The 19667-nt window shown below is 71.8% G+C and carries 18 protein-coding genes and 1 tRNA gene; 7 read left to right on the forward strand and 12 right to left on the reverse strand.

The window, feature by feature from the left end; genetic code table 11:
• Positions 1-7 precede the first annotated feature (7 nt).
• The 3 genes from LY12_RS08405 to LY12_RS08415 form a co-directional block, all read right to left on the reverse strand.
• The gene (locus tag LY12_RS08405; protein ID WP_253854571.1) at positions 8-1777 is read right to left on the reverse strand and encodes an L-lactate permease; all 1770 of its coding nucleotides are present in this window, start codon (positions 1775-1777) and stop codon (positions 8-10) included.
• Positions 1778-2248: 471 nt separating this feature from the next.
• Entirely contained in the window at positions 2249-3112 is an 864-nt protein-coding gene (locus tag LY12_RS08410; RefSeq protein WP_253854572.1) for an ABC transporter permease, read from the reverse strand.
• Entirely contained in the window at positions 3109-4086 is a 978-nt protein-coding gene (locus LY12_RS08415; protein ID WP_253854573.1) for an ATP-binding cassette domain-containing protein, read from the reverse strand. The genes LY12_RS08410 and LY12_RS08415 overlap by 4 nt, the downstream gene beginning before the upstream one ends.
• 118 nt (positions 4087-4204) lie before the next feature.
• On the opposite strand from LY12_RS08415, the gene LY12_RS08420 reads away from it, so the two are divergent.
• Together LY12_RS08420 and LY12_RS08425 are read left to right on the forward strand one after the other, a co-directional pair.
• Positions 4205-4984 (forward strand): MOSC domain-containing protein, encoded by a 780-nt coding sequence (locus tag LY12_RS08420; RefSeq protein ID WP_253854574.1) that lies wholly within the window; start codon positions 4205-4207, stop codon positions 4982-4984.
• A gap of 58 nt (positions 4985-5042) precedes the next feature.
• Entirely contained in the window at positions 5043-5390 is a 348-nt protein-coding gene (locus LY12_RS08425; protein WP_253854575.1) for an HIT domain-containing protein, read from the forward strand.
• A 64-nt stretch (positions 5391-5454) separates the two neighbouring features.
• On the opposite strand, the gene LY12_RS08430 is transcribed toward LY12_RS08425, so the two are convergent.
• Together LY12_RS08430 and LY12_RS08435 are read right to left on the reverse strand one after the other, a co-directional pair.
• Positions 5455-6312, reverse strand: coding sequence for an alpha/beta hydrolase (locus tag LY12_RS08430; RefSeq protein ID WP_253854576.1), 858 nt, complete (start codon positions 6310-6312; stop codon positions 5455-5457).
• A gap of 130 nt (positions 6313-6442) precedes the next feature.
• Positions 6443-7078, reverse strand: coding sequence for a TetR/AcrR family transcriptional regulator (locus tag LY12_RS08435; RefSeq protein WP_253854577.1), 636 nt, complete (start codon positions 7076-7078; stop codon positions 6443-6445).
• A gap of 113 nt (positions 7079-7191) precedes the next feature.
• Here LY12_RS08435 and LY12_RS08440 point away from each other — a divergent pair, with 113 nt between their 5' ends.
• From LY12_RS08440 to LY12_RS08450, 3 genes are read left to right on the forward strand one after another with little or no spacing between them, the layout of a single operon-like run.
• Entirely contained in the window at positions 7192-7932 is a 741-nt protein-coding gene (locus LY12_RS08440; protein ID WP_253854578.1) for an SDR family NAD(P)-dependent oxidoreductase, read from the forward strand.
• The gene (locus LY12_RS08445; protein ID WP_308292084.1) at positions 7929-8375 is read left to right on the forward strand and encodes a DMT family transporter; all 447 of its coding nucleotides are present in this window, start codon (positions 7929-7931) and stop codon (positions 8373-8375) included. The genes LY12_RS08440 and LY12_RS08445 overlap by 4 nt, the downstream gene beginning before the upstream one ends.
• Positions 8372-8692: a DMT family transporter gene (locus LY12_RS08450; protein ID WP_253854579.1), complete on the forward strand. Its 321-nt coding sequence runs from the start codon at positions 8372-8374 to the stop codon at positions 8690-8692. The genes LY12_RS08445 and LY12_RS08450 overlap by 4 nt, the downstream gene beginning before the upstream one ends.
• Before the next feature lie 689 nt (positions 8693-9381).
• On the opposite strand, the gene LY12_RS08455 is transcribed toward LY12_RS08450, so the two are convergent.
• The gene (locus tag LY12_RS08455) at positions 9382-9855 is read right to left on the reverse strand and encodes an NUDIX hydrolase (protein ID WP_253854580.1); all 474 of its coding nucleotides are present in this window, start codon (positions 9853-9855) and stop codon (positions 9382-9384) included.
• The gene (locus LY12_RS08460) at positions 9852-10127 is read right to left on the reverse strand and encodes a PASTA domain-containing protein (protein WP_253854581.1); all 276 of its coding nucleotides are present in this window, start codon (positions 10125-10127) and stop codon (positions 9852-9854) included. Before LY12_RS08460 ends, LY12_RS08455 begins: the two co-directional genes overlap by 4 nt.
• 112 nt (positions 10128-10239) lie before the next feature.
• On the opposite strand from LY12_RS08460, the gene LY12_RS08465 reads away from it, so the two are divergent.
• Positions 10240-10947, forward strand: a complete 708-nt coding sequence (locus LY12_RS08465; protein WP_253854582.1) for an alpha-ketoglutarate-dependent dioxygenase AlkB — start codon at positions 10240-10242, stop codon at positions 10945-10947.
• A gap of 41 nt (positions 10948-10988) precedes the next feature.
• On the opposite strand, the gene LY12_RS08470 is transcribed toward LY12_RS08465, so the two are convergent.
• The 3 genes from LY12_RS08470 to LY12_RS08480 form a co-directional block, all read right to left on the reverse strand.
• Complete coding sequence (locus LY12_RS08470; protein WP_253854583.1) at positions 10989-12776, reverse strand: SelB domain-containing protein; 1788 nt, start codon at positions 12774-12776, stop codon at positions 10989-10991.
• Positions 12764-14068, reverse strand: coding sequence for an L-seryl-tRNA(Sec) selenium transferase (gene selA / locus LY12_RS08475; protein ID WP_253854584.1), 1305 nt, complete (start codon positions 14066-14068; stop codon positions 12764-12766). Before selA ends, LY12_RS08470 begins: the two co-directional genes overlap by 13 nt.
• Before the next feature lie 24 nt (positions 14069-14092).
• Positions 14093-14184: transfer RNA gene (locus tag LY12_RS08480), tRNA-Sec, on the reverse strand.
• A 77-nt stretch (positions 14185-14261) separates the two neighbouring features.
• On the opposite strand from LY12_RS08480, the gene selD reads away from it, so the two are divergent.
• Positions 14262-15254: a selenide, water dikinase SelD gene (gene selD, locus LY12_RS08485; protein ID WP_253854586.1), complete on the forward strand. Its 993-nt coding sequence runs from the start codon at positions 14262-14264 to the stop codon at positions 15252-15254.
• Positions 15255-15300: 46 nt separating this feature from the next.
• Here the strand turns inward: selD and LY12_RS08490 are convergent, their stop codons facing one another.
• Positions 15301-17844 (reverse strand): VanW family protein, encoded by a 2544-nt coding sequence (locus LY12_RS08490; RefSeq protein WP_253854588.1) that lies wholly within the window; start codon positions 17842-17844, stop codon positions 15301-15303.
• 172 nt (positions 17845-18016) lie between these two features.
• Complete coding sequence (locus LY12_RS08495; protein WP_253854591.1) at positions 18017-19630, reverse strand: serine/threonine-protein kinase; 1614 nt, start codon at positions 19628-19630, stop codon at positions 18017-18019.
• Positions 19631-19667: the final 37 nt, after the last annotated feature.

Below are 19667 nucleotides of genomic sequence, written 5' to 3' on the forward strand. Positions count from 1 at the left end.
CCTGCGCTCAGACCCGCGTGTTCTGCGCTTGGCGCTGCCTGCGCAGCAGCCACGCGGTCACCGCAAGCCCGGCGACCAGGAGCGCGATCAGTACCGTGCCCGGGTTGAACCCGAGACCGTAGGCGAACACGTACCCCAGTCCGCCCGCGAAGACGACGTAGTAGCCGAGCGGAAGCAGGTTCTTCCTGATCACGTCGCCTTCCCTGCCCAACAGGCCGACCGTGGCGGACGCCGCGACGACGTTGTGCACCGTGACCATGTTGCCCGCTGCACCGCCGACCGCCTGCGAGGCGACCACGCTCTCCGGCGGGATGCCGACCTGCTCGGCGGTCGAGAACTGGAACAGCGAGAACATCATGTTGCTGATGGTGTTCGAGCCGGCGACGAACGCGCCCAGCGCGCCGATCGCCGGTGCCAACAGCGGCCAGTTCCCTCCGGTGATCGAGGCGACGCCCTCGGCGATGGTCAACGGCATGCTGTCGTAGCCGGACAGATTGATCTCGGAGTTGATGAACACCCGCACCAGCGGAACCGCGAACAGCAACGCGACGGCCACGCCGAAGATCTGCTTGCCCGCGATGCGCCACGAACCGGCGATCTCGCCGGCACGCATCCGGTGCAGCCCGTAGGTCGCCACACACACGACGATGAGCAGGAAACCGGGCAGGTACAGCGGCTCGATACTCTCGCTGATCTCCGTGCCGAAGATGTTCTCGAAGTCCATCGACACCCCCGTCAGCAGCTCCTGGACGGGAGTCACCGTGCGGGTCACCACCAGCAGTCCGGCCAGCAGCACATAGGGCGTCCACGCCAACAACGGGTGGATCCGCCGGGCCGCCACGTCGGTCTCCGGCTCCAACGTGCCCATCCAGCGCGGGTTCCACCGCTCGCGGTCGGGGAACTCCCACGCCTGCTCCGGCATGAACACCCCGCGCCGGGCCGCGGTCACCACGATCGCCAGGCCGGTGAGCCCGCCCAGCAGAGCCGGGAACTCCGGGCCCAGCACGATGGCGAACACGACGTACGGCACGGTCATGGCGAACGCCGAGAACAACGCGAACTTCCAGACGCCGAGACCGTCGCCGAACCGGCGGCGTTCCCCGAAGAATCCCGTCACCATGCATGCCAGGAACAGCGGGATCAGCGTGCCGATGATGGCGTGCATGAGGGCCGCGTCGACGCCGATGCGCGCGGCGTACTCCGGCATCTCGACCCCGAGGAACCGCAGTCGTTCGTCGACCGCAGCGCTGCCGCCGAGGCCGTCGCCGATACCGGTGATCACCGGAGTACCGGCGGCACCGAACGTCACGGGCGTCGACTGGATGACCAGTCCGACCATCACCGCGGCCATCGCGGGGAACCCGAGTGCCAACAGCAACGGCGCGACGACGGCGGCGGGCGTGCCGAACCCGGACGCGCCCTCGATGAACGACCCGAACAGCCAGCCGATGATGATCGCCTGGACGCGACGGTCCGGGCTGATGTCGGTGAACGTCGATCTGATCGTGGCCAGTCCGCCGCTCTTGCTCAGCGTGCCCAGCAGGAGCAGCGCACCGAACACGATGGCCAGGATCCCGACCGCGATGATCAGGCCTTCGACACTGGCCGCGGCGATGACGGTGGCCTCCACCTCCCACACCAGTGCCGCGGCCACCACGACGGTCACGAAGCCGACGGGCATCGCGTACTTCGCGGGCCATCGGAACCCGACCAGGAGAATCCCGACGACGGCCAGCGGTGCCAACGCGACAAGACTCAGCACGGCCAAGTTATCCATGGGGAACACACCCTTCGACACACCGTTGTGTCCCAGGACCCCGTGTCGGAGCCGTGGGTCGGGTACGAGCGTTCGGCGCCCCGGATGGCCCGCGAACTCCCGCCTGCGGGCAGGTCAGGGCAGGCTTTCGATCGCCGGGGATATCAGGTGGGTGGTGCGCTTCGTTGTTGCGCGGATCGGGGTCGTCGTGCCGACCGGGTGCGCGGTAACGGCCGGGTGCGCGAGCGCGGCCGCGGAAGTCTCGGGAGGGTTCGTCTCGCGCTGCCGCCACCGGGGAACGTCATGAATACACCTCTGTATCGCTCGCTCCGCGCCAATGGTGTGACCATAATCATCGCGGGTGGTCCAGACAAGAGCATCCGCATGATTCCGCTTCTTGACCGGCCACGGCACACCCGCACTGCCTGCCGGTGCCCACCCGTCACGCCCTCGCGCGCACCACGCGGCCCGTTCCCACTGCCGGTTCCGGCGTCACTTGCGGTTGTACCTGCGCATCGTCAGCGGGCCGAAGATCGCCAGGATGATCCCGGCCGAGACGAACATCCACAGCGTCGCCGAGCCATCCCACTGCCCGCTCAACGCACCGCGCACCGCCGCGACCAGGTGTGCGATCGGGTTGACGTCGACGAAGCCCTGCAGCCACGACGGCATCGTCCGCGGATCGACGAACACGTTGCTCAGGAACGACAACGGGAACAGCACCATGGCGCTGACACCCATCACCGAGCGTTCCGACCGCAGCAGCAGGCCGAGCAGGGTCCAGATCCACGAGAACGCGAAGGAGAACACCAGCAGTAGCCCGACGCCCGCCAGCACGCCGAGCACGCCACCACCCGGCCGGTAGCCGAGGGCCAGCCCGAGCACGATGATCACCACGGAGGCCAGCGAATACCGGCAGACGTCGCCGATGACGGCGCCCACCAGCGCGGACGGCCGCCAGATCGGCAGGGTGCGAAACCGGTCGAACACGCCCTTCTGGATGTCGGCGTTGAGCCCGACCCCGGTGTACATCGTGATCATCGCGACGCTCATCACCAGCACGCCGGGCAACAGGTACTGCAGGTACTCCTCGGGCGAGCCCGCCAGTGCGCCACCGAACAGGTAGGTGAACATGAGTGTCATGATCACCGGGAACGCGGTGACGTCGAACAACTGCTCGGGCACGTGTTTGATCTTGAGCATGGCGCGCCATGCGAACGTCACCGACGCCGACCACGCGCTGGGGGCGTTCGGTGGTTCGCCGGTGGCCAGTACTGCGCCCAGGTTGTCCGCGACGGGCGTGTCACCGTCGGCGTCCGCGCGCTCGGCGCTCGACGCGTTCGACGTGCTCGTCATGCCCGGTTCTCCTTCCGGTCCGTCAGGGCCAGGAACACCTCGTCGAGGCTCGGCTGGCCGAGTGAGAAGTCGTCGACGGTGATGCCGTCCTGTGCCAGCCGTGCAAGGGCGCGCGAGGCGTGCTCGGCGGCTCCCCTTCCGGACTCGCCGCCCGCGATGCGCGCCGTCAGCGCCACGGGGTCGGCGTCGAAATGCACCTCCGTGCCCAGCTCGGCGGCCAGTACGCGTTCCGCCTGGGCCCGTTGCTCCGCCCTGCGCAGCCGCACCCGCACCGATCCCGCGCCGACGGACGATTTCAGCTCGCCGGGCGTGCCCTCCGCGATCACCGTGCCGTGGTCGATCACGGCGATCCGGCCCGCGAGATGATCCGCCTCGTCGAGGTACTGCGTGGTCAGCAGCACGGTCGTACCCTGCGCGACGATGACACGCACGATGTCCCACACCTGGTTGCGGCTGCGCGGATCCAGGCCGGTCGTGGGTTCGTCGAGGAACAACAGCCGCGGCGTGGAGATGATGCTCGCGGCGATGTCGATCCGCCGCCGCATGCCGCCGGAATAATGCTTGACCTGCCGGTCCGCGGCGGCGGTCAGCCCGAACGCGTCGAGCAGTTCACCCGCCCGCCGCCGCGCCGCCGTCTTGCCGTGCCCCAGCAGCCTGCCCAGCAGTACCAGGTTCTCCGTGCCCGTCAGATCCTCGTCGATCGACGCGTACTGCCCGGTGAGACTGACCTGCCTGCGCACGAGCGCCGCGTCACCGACGATGTCCCGTCCGAACACGGTGCCGTGGCCGCCGTCCGGACGCAGCAGGGTCGCGAGCATGCGCACGAACGTCGTCTTGCCTGCACCGTTCGGCCCGAGAATGCCGTACACGGCCGCCTCCGGCACCGTCAGGTCGATCCCGTCGACCGCTCGGGTCGCGCCGAAGACCTTGACCAAGCCGGATGTCTCGATGGCCGGAGCCGACGACACTGCCACTGCTTCCCCTTTCGCCGCACCCGGACGGGGTGTGCGCTTCCCGCGCGCGAACCGCACTCCGAGGAACGGTTAGATTGCCCCTGCACATTCCGAACCCGCCGCGAGAAGGGCACGTGACATGACCGGCGAGATCCGCGGACTGTACGTCTACCCCGTGAAGGGACTGAGCCCGCAGACACTGTCGTCCGTCACCCTCGAACCCGGTCGCGGCGTGCCGTACGACCGGGCGTTCGCACTCGCCCGGCCCGACGGCGACTTCACCCCCGGCTCGACCGAGCCGCTGCCGAAGACGCAGTTCTTCATGCTCGCCCGCGACGCGTCGCTCGCCGGCTACCGCACCCACTTCGACCCGGAGACCGGCGTCCTGCGGGCCGACCGCGACGGTCGCACCGAACTGGAGGCGACCCTCGCCACCGACGACGGCGCCGCGGCCGTGACCACATTCTTCGCCGAGGCGCTCGGCCTGTCCACTCCGCCCGTGCTCGCCCGCGGCGACGGCAGACGGTTCACCGACGTCTCGGTGATCTCGGACTCCATGATGAACGCCGTCTCGCTGGTGAACCTCGCCTCCGTGCGGGCGCTCGGCGACCGCCTCGGCACGCGGCTCGATCCCCGGAGGTTCCGCGCGAACATCTACTACGACGGGCTGCCGGCCTTCAGCGAACGCGACCTCGTCGGCGAGGAGATCACCGTCGGCGGCCTCCGGCTGCGGGGAGTGCTCGCCACGAAGCGCTGCGCCGCGACGCAGGTCAACCCGGACACCGCCGAACGCGACATCGACCTGCCGCGGCGCCTGCACCAGGAGTTCGGACACAACGAGATGGGCGTGTACGCCGAGGTCGTCACCGGCGGCACGATCCACCCCGGTGACCCGCTCGACCACCCGGTCACCGGCTGACCGGGCGCACCCGCCGGCGCTGGCGCACCCCACCGCACTCGACCTACAGTGCGGTCGCGTGAGTTCCGACTGCTTGTTCTGCAACATCGTGGAGCGGTCCGTGCCCGCCACGATCGTCCACGAGACCGGTTCCGTACTGGCGTTCCGCGACATCAACCCGCAGGCGCCCACCCACGTACTGGTCATCCCGAAGGCACACCACGCTGACGCCGCGTCGATGGCGGCCAGCGACCCGGCACTGGCGGGCGAGGTGCTCGACATCGCGGGAACGGTCGCCGCGGCCGACGGGATCGACGCCGCCGGATACCGGCTCGTGTTCAACACCGGCAAGGACGGCCAGCAGACCGTCCTCCACGCCCACTGCCACGTACTCGGCGGACGCGGCATGGAGTGGCCCCCGGGCTGACGCCGACACCCAGCATCCCGGCGGAGTCCACTGTGGATCGCCGGGCGGCCGGCGGCAGGCCTGCTCACGAGCCCGATTCCATGAGCCGCGCCAACAGGCGTGCCGCCTCGACCGTCGCGGCGGGGCGCACGAGGAACCCGGCGTGACTGCTCTCCAATGTGTGCACGTCGAACCGATTGTGTGGCGTGAGTGCGTCCGCGTCGCCGATCAGCCGGTCCTGCATCGCGGGCGGCATCGACGTGTCCCCGGCCAGTCGGACGTAGGTGTGCGGCACGCTGCCCCACCGGGCGAGGTCGGCACGCTCACCCGGATCGAGGATCTCGTCGGGGTCGAGCAGGGCGAGGTAGGCGAAGAACTCGTCGTCGGTGGCGTCGGCGAGCATCGCGTGCTTGAGGGCCGTGAGCACGTCGGGATCGGCCGTGCGCCAGTTCATCCGGAGCGCGCCGAGTTGCGAGGGGTCGGCGGCGAACAGGTTCGGCAGGCTGTTCAGGGCACTGGCCGCGTACTCGGGCGTGGCCAGGTACTCGGCGACCGTGGCCGCAACCGGACACCACGCCGAGAGGTACACGGCCCGGTCGACCAGCTCCGGCTCGGCGCTCACCAAGGCGGTGAGCGGCAGTCCACCGCGGCTGTGTGCCGCCACGACGACGGGCCCGTGCTCCCGCGCCCTGCGGACGACGGCCCCGAGGTGGTCGGCCGCATCGGCCACCGTCACCCCTGCCGTTCGCGACGGGACGGTGCCGAGCGCCGCGCTGTCCTGCGGAGCCTGGTACGCGGCGGGCCAGGTGCCACCGAAACCGTGGCCGGGAAGGTCGACGGCGAGGGCACGCACACCCAGCAGCGCCAGCTCCCGCAGCAACGGCGCCACCGAGAAGGAGTTGCTGTTCGAACCGGGAACGACGACGAGAGTGGGTGCAGGCATGTGCCGACCCTGACAGCCGGCAGTGCGCGGTGCCCAGCGATTTTCGGCGCCTCCGTGCGTGGCGGGTGAGCGCTCGCCGGTGGGGTGAGGCCGGCGGCCGTCGAACCCGAAAGCCACCGCGTATAGGTCGTTATACGCCACTCTCGTTCGTGGAGGCCCGCTCGCCACGCCGCACGAGCTCGTCCCACCCGAGCATCGCGCCGTCGATCACCGCATGCGCCTGCTCCCGGGTGCACCCGTCGCGCGCCTGGATGGACAAGCCGTGCAGCACCGTGGCGCCGTACGACGCCAACGTCGCGGGGTCCGCACTCGCGGGTAGGTCACCCTCGGCCACCGCGCGGGTGAGACGTTCGAGCACCTTCTCGTGATCCCTGCGCCGGCATTCCGTGAGATATCGGCCGATGTGCTCGTTCCCGGCGGTCACGTTCAACCCGGCGAGCACCACCATGCAGCCCTGCGGCGTGGCGGGGTCGACGTAGGCGTCGGCGTTCCGCCGCAGCATCGCCTCCACCACCTCGCGAGCGGTTGATTCCTCGAGCGCGGCGGCGGTGGGCGAATGATCGGCGGAGTTGTACAGCTCCACGGCCTCACGGAAGAGATCGTCCTTGGACCCGAAAGCCGCGTAGAGACTGGTGGCCGTGATGCCCATGGCCGAGGTGAGCATGCTCATCGACGTGCCCTCGTAGCCGTGCTCCCAGAACAGCACCATCGCCGTCCGCAGGGCGACTTCCCTGTCGAAGCGCCTCGGGCGGCCACGTCCCGCCACGCCATCACCCCTCGGCCGTTCGACTCGGTTGACTGCCGTACGATCCCGATGCTAGCAATTATGCAATACGCATTACATAAATAGTCGTGGGACACGAACCGAGGGAGAGTGTGATGGGGCCACTCCAGGGCAAGGTCGCGTTGGTCACCGGAGGCAGCAGAGGGATCGGCGCAGCCACCGCCACCCGCCTGGCCGCCGACGGGGCGGCGGTCGCCCTCACGTACCGGACCGCACGCGACCGCGCCGCCGACGTGGTCCGGCACATCGAAGAAGCGGGCGGGAAAGCCCTCGCGCTCGCCGCAGATGCGGCCGACAGCTCCGCCATCGCGACGGCCGTCGACCGGACGGCCACTGACCTCGGCGCGCTCGACATCCTGGTCAACAACGCCGGCGTCTTCCCCTACGGGACGATCGGCGACGTCACCCTCGCCGACTACGACGACACCATGGCTGTCCACGTCCGCGCGGCGTTCGTCGCCGTGCAGACCGCCGCGGCGCATCTGCGCACGGGTGGACGGATCATCAGCATCGGCAGCAGTCTCGTCGGCCGCGTTCCCGCGCCGGGTCTGAGCCTCTACTCGATGAGCGAATCCGCCCTCGTCGGCCTCACCAAAGGCATCTCGCGCGATCTTGGCCCTCGGGGAATCACAGCCAACGTCGTGCACCCCGGTTCGACCGACACCGAGATGAACCCTGCCGACGGCGAGGGCGCCGACGAGGAGCGCGCGCTCACCGCACTGAACCGCTACGGCACACCCGCCGACGTCGCGGCTGCGGTGGCGTATCTCGCGGGCCCGGGCGGCGCCTACGTCACCGGGGCGGAGATCACGGTCGACGGCGGCGTGAACGCGTGAACGGCCGTCGACGCTCCCGCTCCCGCCCGGCACGCGGGACGGGCCGCACGCTCACGATCGCGTGGACGACGCTCACCGTGGCCGGTCTGCTGGAGATCGCGTGGTCGCTGGCCTTGGCGGCGGCCGACGGGCTGACCCGCCCATGGTGGGCCGTCGCCGGCATCGCACTCGCGATGATCAGCCTGGGCATGCTCTCCTGTGCACTTCGAGAGCTGCCGGTCGGCACGGCCTACGCCGCATGGGTGGGCATCGGCGCCGTCGGCGTCGCCGTGACCGGAATGCTCTGGCTCGGCGACCCCGCCTCCTGGCAGCGGTTGATGTGCCTCGGCCTGATCGTCGCGGGCGTGATCGGCCTCAACCGAGCCGAACCCGCGCCAGGCCCCGGCGCCTCCGGTTCTTCCGGGCCCGTGGCCGCGGCACCGGGCCCGGAAGGACCGCCGTGACCGCCGCATGGGCCGTACTCGTGGCGGCCGGTCTGCTGGAGATCGCGTGGTCACTGGCACTCAGGAACGCGGGCGGACTCGACCGTCCCGGCTGGCTGGTTCTCGGGGTCGCGCTCGCCGCGATCAGCCTGGGCATGCTCTCCTATGCGCTCCGGGAGCTGCCGGTCGGCACGGCCTACGCCGCATGGGTGGGCATCGGAGCCATCGGCGTCGCCGTGACCGGAATGCTCCGATTGGACGAACCCGCGTCCCGCGCGCGACTGCTCAGCATCGCCGCGATCGTCGCCGGGGTCGTCGGCCTCAACCTGACCGGCTGACCGGGTCCGCTACACCCGGCGTTCACCCCGCGCGTTCGCGCCGGCAGGAACGAGCGGCATGCACGCTCCACGGCGCACGGCGCGGACCGCTCAGCGCCGTCGGCGCCGCAGCGCGCTGGGAGGCGACCGGCTCGGGACCGGACGAGCCCGACGCGACCGGTTCCGGCACGACAGGCTCCGGCACGACAGGCTCCGAGGCAACGGACTCCGCTGCGACAGACTCCGACGTGACGTGCTCCGACGGTACGGATTCCGAGGCGGCCGGTGACGGCACGGCAGACTCCGACACGGGCTCCGGGACGACGGCACGCGGCTGCGCCCCGAAACAGCCCGGGCACACCAGATGCCGCCGCCGAATCGCCACGAGCGTCGCCTGACACCATTCCAGACACTGCGCGCAGACGAACTCCACGACGTCGGCCAGACTGTGCAGCTCGGCGCTCCCCTGCCCCACCGGCACCGAATAGGACGAAAGCACCCGAACTCGCCGTCCCCGCCCGTAGAGCGCGCGCGCCGCGGCCTCACTCACCAGCCGCACCGGCCCGAACACACCGTCGGCCGCCTCACTCGCTTCCGGCGCCATCGTCATGCTCTCGGCTTACCCGAACAGGCGACGGCGAAACCATCACGCCGTGGCGTCCAGGATGTCCGAACCGGACTGGACCGGACCACCGAACACCACGCCGATGTCAGCCTGCGAGTTCGCCGACGAGCCGGTCCAGGAACACTCGCTGCGCCGCGACGAGCCGCCCGCGCGCGGCGTCGACCGTGCACCACTCGACGCGGTCGAGTTCCGGAAACTCCTGTGTGCGCCCGGATCCGCGCGGCCACTCCAGCTCGAACGTACCGGCCGTGACACGTGCCGGATCCAGATCACCCTCCACCGCCCATACGGTGACGACCTTGCCTGCGGACTGGCGCACGTCGCCGAGCGGCATCGGCACGCCGTCCGGCACCGCGATGCCGAGCTCTTCGGCGAACTCCCGGTACGCCGCGGCCTCGGGTTCCTCGTCGTCGCCGTACTCGCCCTTCGGGATGGTCCACGCCCCCGCGTCCCGCCGCACCCAGAACGGGCCTCCCATGTGCCCGATCAGTACGTCGACGGCGCCCGACCGGCGGCGATACAGCAGGATGCCGGCACTGCGTCTGGCCGACCCGGTCACGCCGGGTCGAAGTCGGCCGATTCCCGCGGGCTGGGACCCACGAGCGCCTCGGCCGAATCCTTGCCGGGATGGGTCCACAGGGCGACCTTCGCACCCTCCTCGGCTCCGGCCGCCCCGATCGGCCGCTGCGCGGAGACGACACCCGTGCCCGGCGCCGGCGCGCCGTCCGGCCCGACGGGAACGAGACCCGCGCGCCGCACGATGTCACACGCGTCCTCGGCTCCGAGGCCGACCACGTCGGGGACCTCGGTGACCGGTCGAGGTCGATGCATGGCTTGATTGTAGGCGCCCGGTCCGCCCCGTGGGTCGCCGAAGCGGAAATGATCGGCAGCCACCACCGGACACGGGTAGAACACCCGTTCGAGATGCCGTACCGTCGGCCTCATGGACCTGGCGCTTCAGGGATCGCTCTTCGACACACCGGCCGCCGGTGCCGACCCCGCGGGTCGCGGCTCGGCGGCCGGCGACACCGGGATCGGCAACGCCGGGATCGGCGACACCGACGCCGCTCCGGCGCTCCGGCCGTTGGCCGGCGTGCGCCGCACGCAGCTCGGCCACGGCGCGTGGATCGACGTCCTGCCCGGGTGGCTGTCCGGCGCCGACACACTGTTCCGCACGCTGGCGACGCAGGTCCCGTGGCACGCGGAACGCAGGCGGATGTACGACCGGACGGTCGACGTGCCACGGCTGCTGAGCTTCTACGACGAGCACGACGCCCTGCCCGACACCGTGCTGGCCGAAGCGCGGGACGCGTTGTCCGCGCACTACGGCGGCGAGCTCGGCGAGCCGTTCCGCACCGCGGGCCTGTGCTACTACCGCGACGGCTCCGACAGCGTGGCCTGGCACGGCGACACGATCGGCCGCGGGCGCACGGAGGACACGATGGTGGCGATCCTGTCCGTCGGCGCTGCTCGGCCACTACTGCTGCGGCCGCGAGGCGGCGGTGCCACCATGCGCTACGGGCTGGGGCACGGCGATCTCGTCGTGATGGGTGGTGCGTGCCAGCGCACGTGGGAACACGCCGTACCCAAGACGTCGAAGCCCGTCGGACCGCGCGTCAGCATCCAGTTCCGCCCCCGAGGCGTGCGCTGACCCGCCGCCGTGCCGGGCGGCACCGCACGTCGGCAAAGGGGTCACACCAGCTCGCGCGAACCGTCGTCCCGCCGCCGCGTCGCGCCCTGGGCGTCGAGCAGTTCCAGCAACGGCACGGCGACGCGCCGTGTGGTGGCCCACGCGCGGCGGGCCTGGCTGACGGTGAACGGCGGTTCGACGCGCCGCAGTTCCGCCGCGGCGTGTTCGAGCGCCCCTGCGGCGAGCACGACCGTGTCGGTGAGCCGCACGAGCCTGCCGGCCCGCTCCGCAGCGGCCAGTTCCCGCTGCCCCAGCCCCAGCCGGGCGAGTTCGTCGGCGTCCGGCGCGCAGAACGGTTCGGCCGCAAGGCGCCGTTCGAGCTCGGCCACGGCCCGGTCGACCGCGGGCGGCAGCCCGCCGGCCCCTGGGCTGCGGACCAGCCCGTCGGAGCACTCCAGCCCCGCGCGCTCGACGACGCGGGGGATCAGCACCGCTGGCACACCCAGGTCCCGCCGCAGCGCGTCCACCGGCATGCCCGCCGCGAGGGGGTCCGACGCGGCGAAGTCGGCGACTTGCTCACGCGCCCGCCCGGGCAGCGCCGCAAGCAGGTCCGCGTCGACGTGCAGGCCGTCGAGCACGGGCACGTCCGGATGGAACCCGCGCGACCGCAGCTCGGCCACCGGCACGACCCCGCACCGGCGCACGTACGCCACGGCCGGGTCGGCCCCGTCCAGCTCGCTCGCTCGTTCCCGAGCCGCTCCTCTCCTGCGCAGGGCGGGCGGATCGGGATCGAGGACCTCCACGCCCGCGGGTACGCGGTGTTCGCCGGGGTCCCGCAGCAGTCCGCTGTCACCGCGACGCAACGGCAACGGCTCGCGGAGCGTCACCCGCGCCGTGTCGTGACCGAGCGGGCGGACGCGGCACGGCACGGCGGCCGCGCCCACGTGCAGGACGAGGTCCCGGTGCAGTTCGCCCGCCTTGTCGCCACGCAGGCGCACGTCGGCCTCCCGAGCGGGCCGCCACGCCCCCGGCGTCAGCAGCGCCTCACCCCGCCGGATCCCGGAACGGTCGACGCCGCGCAGGTTCACGGCCACTCTGGCGACCGCGTCGACCGAATCCCGGTCGCGTCCGAGTGCCTGCAGCCCGCGCACCGTGACGCGCCTGCCCGAGCCGGACAGCTCGAGGTCGTCGCCCACGGCGATGCGGCCCGCACCCAGCGTTCCCGTCACGACCGTGCCCGCTCCGCGGATCGTGAACACCCGGTCGGCCCACAACCGGACATCGGCCGCAGCGTCGGGCGCCGGCAGAGTACGCACGAGGTCCCCGAGAGCGCGGCGCAGATCGCCGAGCCCCGCCCCGGTGCGCCCGCTCACCGGCACCACGGGCACCTCGCCCAGCGTCGTGGCGGCGACCCGCGCGCGGGCGTCCGCGATCACCTCGCCCGGGTCGGCCCGGTCCGTCTTCGTGACGACCAGCACGCCCCGCGACACGCCGAACGCGTCGAGCGCCGCGAGATGTTCCGCCGACTGGGCCTGCCACCCCTCGTCGGCCGCCACCACGACCATCGCCGCCGCCACCGGACCGGCCCCCGCGAGCATGTTCGGCACGAACCGTTCGTGACCGGGCACGTCGACGAACGCCACGACGTCACCGGTACTGCCGACGTCACCGGCAGTACCGTCGTCGCCGTCGGTAGCGGCACCCGGCAACCGGGTCCAGGCGAATCCGAGATCCACCGTCAGGCCTCGCCGTTGTTCCTCGGCCAACCGGTCCGGCTCCATCCCGGTCAGCGCGCGCACCACCGTCGACTTGCCGTGGTCGACGTGGCCCGCCGTGGCTACGACGTGCACCGCATCACCGCCTCCACCAGCCTGCGATCGTCGCCTTCCTGCACCGTCCGCAGGTCCAGCAGGCAGCGCCGGTGGTCGAGCCTGCCGACGACGGCGGGCGAACCCGCGCGCAGCAGATCGGCGTAGTGCTCCGGCAGACTCACCGCGGCGCTCGGCAGTTCCACGCCGGGTGCTCCACCACCTCCGACGGCGGCGACCGATTCCACGGCCGTGGCCGGCACCCCACGGGTCGTCAGTTCGACCGCGAGCCGCTCCGCCCGCGACCACAGGTCGCCCACGTCGGCGTCCAGCGCCGCGGCCACCGGCGGTACGTCTCCCCGTAGCGTGGCTTCCAGCGCGGCCAGGGTCAGCTTGTCCACCCGCAACGCTCGCGCGGCCGGATGCCGCCGCAGCCGTTCGACCAGCGCGGTGTCCCCCAGCAGTAGGCCTGCCTGCGGACCGCCGAGCAGCTTGTCCCCGCTCGCGGTGACCACGGCCGCACCCGCACGCAGCGCCGTCGTCGCGTCCGGTTCGTCCGGCAACAGCGGATGCGGCCGCAGCAGGCCGGAGCCGATGTCCGCGACCACCGGTACGCCCAAGTTCGCCAACTCGGCGATGCCGGCCTCCGCGGCGAAACCGGTGACCCGGAAGTTCGACGGATGCACCTTCAGCACGCACCCCGTGTCCGGCCCGATCGCCGCGGCGTAGTCGGCGACGCTCGTGCGGTTCGTCGTGCCGACCTCCCGCAGCCGCGCACCCGCAGCGGTCAGCAACTCCGGGATCCGGAACCCGTCGCCGATCTCGACGAGCTCACCCCGGCCGAGCACGATCTCCCTTCCCTGCGCCAACGTCAGCGCGCACAGCAGCAGCGCCGCGGCGTTGTTGTTCACCACGTGCACGTCGCCGGCGTCCGGCACCGCCTCGGCGAGTGCCGCGAGCGCTCCCCTGCCCCTCCGGGCACGCCTGCCGTCGGTGAGCTCGAACTCGACGTCGGTGTAACCGCCCGCCGTGTGCACGGCCTCGAGTGCGGAGCCGGACAGCGGTGCCCTGCCCAGATTGGTGTGCACGATGACGCCGGTCGCGTTCACCACCGGAGCCAGGCTCGCCGCCCTCCGGGTCACCGGCGAGTCGACCTCGGCGAGCGCCGCCTCGGCCACGTCCTCCGGCGCCATCGCACCGGCCCGGGCACGATCCTGCGCCGCCACGATCGCCGCTTTCACCCGGTCGCGGCCCAGTTCTTCCACGGCCTTGGCTAGCCGTGGTTCGGCGAGCAGGACGTCGGTGCGGGGGATGCGCCGCCGTGGGTCGCTCACGACGCACCCCCGCACCGGTCCCGGCGGAGGCGAACGGGAATCGAACCCGCCAACGGCAGTGCCTGCCGTTCCACGGTGTTGAAGACCGGGCCGGTCACCAGGCCGGAAGCGCCTCCCTGCAGCAATGCCGCGATCGCCGACATGCCGTCATCCTCGCAAGGACGATCACGACGCGCACAGGCAGGATCGGGGTATGACACCCCGACTGACCCAGTACGCCCACGGCGGCGGCTGCGCCTGCAAGATTCCAGCCGGTGAACTCGAGGACATGGTCCGCGGCCTCGGCGCCGTCACCCCGCCCGGTGCGACGGGCGAGCTGCTGGTCGGCCTCGACACCGGTGACGACGCCGCAGCGGTCCGGATCGACGGTGGCAGGGCGGTCGTCGCGACGACGGACTTCTTCACGCCCGTCGTCGACGACGCCTACGACTGGGGCCGCATCGCCGCCACCAACGCGCTGTCCGACGTCTACGCCATGGGCGCGGCCCCGCTCCTCGCCCTGAACCTGCTGTGCTGGCCGCGCGAGCAGTTGTCACCTGACCTGGCGACCGAGGTGCTGCGCGGCGGCGCCGACGTCTGTGCGACGGCGGGCTGCCACCTCGCGGGCGGGCACAGCGTCGACGATCCGGAACCGAAGTACGGCCTCGCCGTCACCGGCCTCGCCGCCCCGGACCGACTGCTGCGCAACGACACCGGCGCGCCGGGCCTGCCGCTGTCGCTGACGAAACCGCTCGGCCTGGGCGTGCTCAACGCGCGGCACAAGGCGACCGGTGAGCGCAACGAGGCCGCGATCGCCGTCATGACCACCCTGAACGACACCGCGTCGCGGGCCGCCGTCGATGCGGGTATCCGCTGCGCCACGGACGTCACGGGGTTCGGACTCCTGGGGCACGTGCACAAGCTCGCGCGCGCCAGCGACGTCACCGCGGTGATCGACGCCGCGGCGGTGCCCTATGTGGAGGGTGCGCGGCAGGGGCTGGCCGACGGGTACGTCCCCGGCGGCAGCACCCGCAACCTCGACTGGGTACGCCCCCACGTCGACCTTTCCGGTGTGGACGGTGACACGGCCCTGCTGCTGGCCGATGCGCAGACGTCGGGCGGTCTGGTCGTCGCGGGCGAGGTACCGGGCGCGCCCGTCGTCGGCGAACTACGCCCGCGCGGCGAACACACCGTCGTCGTGCGCTGACCGCTCCGAGCTCCGGCACGCCCCGCGGCTCGACCCTCGCCCGGCGCTATCGGCCGCCGTCGGAGCCGCCACCGTCACCGTCGGAACCGCCGCCGTCACCGGAGCCGCCGTCACCACCGCCGGAACCGTCCCCGGAGCCGCCGTCGTCGCCACCACCACCGGAGTCGTTCCCCGAACCGCCGCCGTCGTTGCCGGAGCCGTTGCCGTTGCCGTTGCCCGAGTCGTCCCCGGAGCCGTCCGACGGCGGCTCGGGTTCCGGCTCCGGTTCGAGACACACGACCGCGGTCTGACCCTGGTACTTGACGTCCCGCCGCTCGCGACGGATCACCTCACCGGTCTGCGGATCCTTGAAGATGCGCGTGTCGTTGGTGCTGAAACCGCTGGAACCGCTGCTGGGCACACAGGACTCGCTCGCGGGCACCACCTCGGTGGGCGGCGACGTGTAGTTGTACCGGCCCCCGTTGACCGATTCGATCTCGTACCGCTTGGTTCCCCACAGCTTCACGGTGATGTTGGTCGGGGTCCAGATCGTCTGGATGACGACACCGTGCGGCGAGTCGTTCTTGAACGCCAGGTCGATGACGCTCGAGCCGTCCGGGTTCTGGAACACCGTCGCCTCGCGGCCCACCGGGTAGCGGCTGATGTAGTAGCTGTGCTCCTGGTGGTGCACGTCCTTCAAGCCGGCGAAGTAGTACGCGTTGTACAGCGTCGTCGCGAACTGCGAGATCCCCCCGCCCACGGCTCGGCCGGGCTGGCCGCCCGAGATGACGCCCGCCGACACGTAGCCTTGCTCCAGGCCCCGCGGGCCGGTGTACTCGTTCAGGCTGAACGTCTCGCCGGGTTCGACGACCGCGCCGTTCACCTCTTTCGCGACCTGTTTGATGTTCAGCCCCGAGTCGTAGGCGAACCCGCCCGTGGTGAACTCGCCGACGACCTCCTCGACCCCGAGGTCCCGCGCTTCCTTCGTGGTCAGTTCGGCAGGCTGTTCGCCGTAGGGAGCGGTCACGGCCCGCTCACCGTCGCCGGTGAGCACGCCGGGCAGCTTCTTCGCCACGGCCGCCCAGTCGACGCCGTAGCCGTCCGTCGACGGCTCGATCTTCGGCTTCCCGCCGGCGAACGTGAACCGCGCGTCCCGGCCCGGGTCCTCGGTCGAGGCGAGCTGCGGCCCCGCGACCTCGCGCAGGATCTCCTCGTCGATTCCGGCGGTGAGCGATCCGTCGTCACGTACGTCGAACGTCAGCGACCGGGCGATACCGCGCGGTCGCACCGTGGCGGCGGCCCCTTCGCCACGGATGGTCACCGGCGCGGACACGGCGGGTTCGGCGAGTTCCGTCACCGCGGCGCGCACGGTGTCGGGCGTCGAACGCACCTCCAACGTCCGCACGGGCAGCGCGACTCCGCCCGGCGCGGCCCAGCGCGCCAGAATCGCCGACTTGGCGCCCGCGACGTCGAGCTTGCGGCCCTTCACCGGGTCGACCGCCACGGGCGTCGTGCCCTCGAACCGGATCGTTCCCTCGGCGGCCTTCCTGTCGATGTCGGCGCGGACGCGCTCGATCTCCGCGTCGAGCTGCGCCGTGTCGGCGTTCGAGACGAGTCCGATGTCCTCACTGGTGAACAGTGAGGACAGGCGCGTGAACGGGTTCAGCGGCTGGTCGGTCGCCGCGTCGAGCGTGGCCCGCCAGTCGACGGCCAGGCCGGCCGACGCCGGGTCGAGCGTGTGCTCACCACCCCCGGTGAGCCGGACCGGCGACTTCTCGTCCAGTTCACCGCGCAACGTCCGTTCGGCCTCCTCGCGGCTCTGCCCGGCCACGTCGATGCCCGCGACCGTACGGCCACGCGCCACGTCTCCCTGGCTGATCAGCAGGTCGAGGCCGTACAGCACCACCAGCACGCCCGCCACGGCGGCCGCGATCACGCCGACCCTGCGCCACCGCACGTCGAACGGCAGCACACCGCCCGCGGCCGCGTCGTCCGGTGCCGCGTCGTCCGCAGCTGTGGTGTCGGGTGTCGTGGTGTCCGGTTCTGCAGTGGTGGCGTCGGCGGTACCGGACGTGGCTGCACCACGCTCCGTCCGGTCCGGCGCGCGGTCGGTGGCGTTCGCGTCGTCGGTCTCCACGGCATCGGGGTCCACGGCATCGGGGTCCACGGAGTTGGTTTCCGCCGCGTCGGTCCCCGCGGAGCCGAGCGCCGCCGTGCCGGGAGTGCGGGAATCACCCGCGACGGTTTCGGGCTCGTCGGTGACGTCCGAACCGATCCCTGCGCCTGCACCGCCCTGACCGCCGAGCGCGGCGGCGTCGCTCTCCGACGGCCACGCCGGGCTCTCGGCAGGCCACGCCGGCTCGGGCGGGTCGTCACGGCGGCCGCCGGGGTTCGTATCGGTGCTCAGCTGCCCGCTGTGGACGTCCGGCGTCGCGTCGTCCGCGTCGTGCCCCTCGTCGGCAGCGGGGTCGGCGGTCTCAGCCTCGTCGGCAGAGGTGTCAGCGGCAGCGGGGTCGGCGGACGGTGACTCGGCGCCCGAGGCCTGGTCCGGCACGTCGCCGGTTTCGGACGTGGCGGGGTCGGGCGTCGCGGAGTCGTCGTCCTGAGCCAAGGCATTCCTCTGAGACAGTCAGCTGCAGCAATCGCGACAAAATTACCGCAGTGCGTGACACCCACCGCCAGGGACCTCACTCCCCGGCCGTCCGCGAGCACGGGCCGTGCCCACGGGACGCCACCAGGTCCGAGGCCCGCGGATGCGCCCCCGCCCGTCCGCTGGGCACCCCTCATTCGTCGTCCTTCTCGTCCTTCTTCTCGTCGGCCTTGTCCTCGCCCTTCTTGTTCTCGCGCTTCTTCTCGTCCTTCTCGCCCTCGCCGCTCCCGCCGTCACCCTTCCCCTTGAGGTCGCGGGTGCTGAGGACCTCGTCGGTGTCGATCAGCGGGTCGCCGGCGGCGGACACGGTCATCCCCAGGCGGTGCATCTCGCGGGTCCGGTCGCCGTCGGTGGTCTCGAAGTCCAGCCGGACCTTGACGGTCTCGTCACCGACGGCGCGAGGGCCGCCGCTGATCTCGACCTTCTCGATGCCGTCCCAGAATTCCCCGTACTGCTCCTTGCCCTGGGCGTGCAACGTCGGGCCGAGCGAGCCCCACGCGGTGTCGGCATCGTCCGGCACCAGCGCGTAGTAACGCGCGACGGCCGCCTCCAACTCGGCCCGCGACGGCTGCGGCCGCGTGCTCGTGGCCGGCGTCTCCACGGACCGGGATACCGAGGCGGGAGCGGATGTCCCCGGCGACGCTCCCGCCTCCGAACCGGATGCGCCTACCGTGCGCACGAGGATCTCGGACACCAGCACGCCGGCGGCCACGGCCGCGAGGACCGCGGCGGCGACGAGAGCGATCCGCGTGCGATCCCGTCCCGGTCGCTCCGGCTCGACGGTGGGTAGCCCGACGCGGGTCGCCGGTCGCTGCTGCGCGGCGGACACGGTCGTCGCTGCCGGGGCGACCGCGGGCGTGGCGGGCATCGGCGCGGTCACCGGAGCGACCGCGGGCACGGTGGCAGGTTCGAGTTGCGGAGCCGCCCCGGCCGCCACCGCGCGCAGTGCGGCCTCGACCTCCACCATGGCCGGCCGCTCGGCCGCATCCTGGTGCAGCATCGCCTGGAGCGGCCCCGTCAACGGCCCCGCCTGGCGCGGCGGCGTCGCGGCAGAGGTGGCCACCTTGTGCAGCAGCGCGATCTCGTTGTCCAGGGTGCCGAACGGCGGGCCGCCCTCGACCAGTGAGTACAGCGTCGCGCCGAGGGAGAACACGTCGGAAGGCGGCCCGGGGTCTGCTCCTCGCGCCGCCTCCGGCGACAGGTACGCGGGCGTGCCCGCGAACAGGCCGGTGCTGGTCAACGTGACGTCCCCTGCGGCGCGCGAGATACCGAAGTCGGTGATCTTCGCGGTGCCGTCCTCGGCGATGAGCACGTTGCCCGGTTTCACGTCCCGGTGCACGACCCCGGCGGCGTGCGCGGCACCGAGCGCCGAGGCCACCTGCGCACCGAGTCGCGCCACCTCGGCGGGCGGGAGCAGCCGCCCACCGGCGAGCAGGTCGGCCATGCTGCGGGACGGCAGGAACTCCATCACCAGCACCGGCTGGCCCTCGTCCTCGGCGACGTTGTAGACGGTGATCGCGTTCGGATGCTGCAGCCTTGCGGCCATGCGCCCCTCGCGGAACGCACGCTGCCGCGCCGTCTCGGCCTCGCGCTGGTTCAGCCCTGGCGGCAGCAGGAGTTGTTTGACCGCCACCGTCCGGTCCAGCCGTTCATCGACCGCCCGCCAGACCACTCCCATCGCACCGGCGCCGATCCGGGAACGCAGACGATAACGGTCCGCAATCAAACGGCCTTCGTCGTCACTCAACGGCGGCTCCTGAGGTTCCGGCGAGCTACGGGGATCT

Source organism: Prauserella alba (assembly GCF_024171735.1).
Taxonomy (GTDB): Bacteria; Actinomycetota; Actinomycetes; order Mycobacteriales; family Pseudonocardiaceae; genus Prauserella; species Prauserella alba.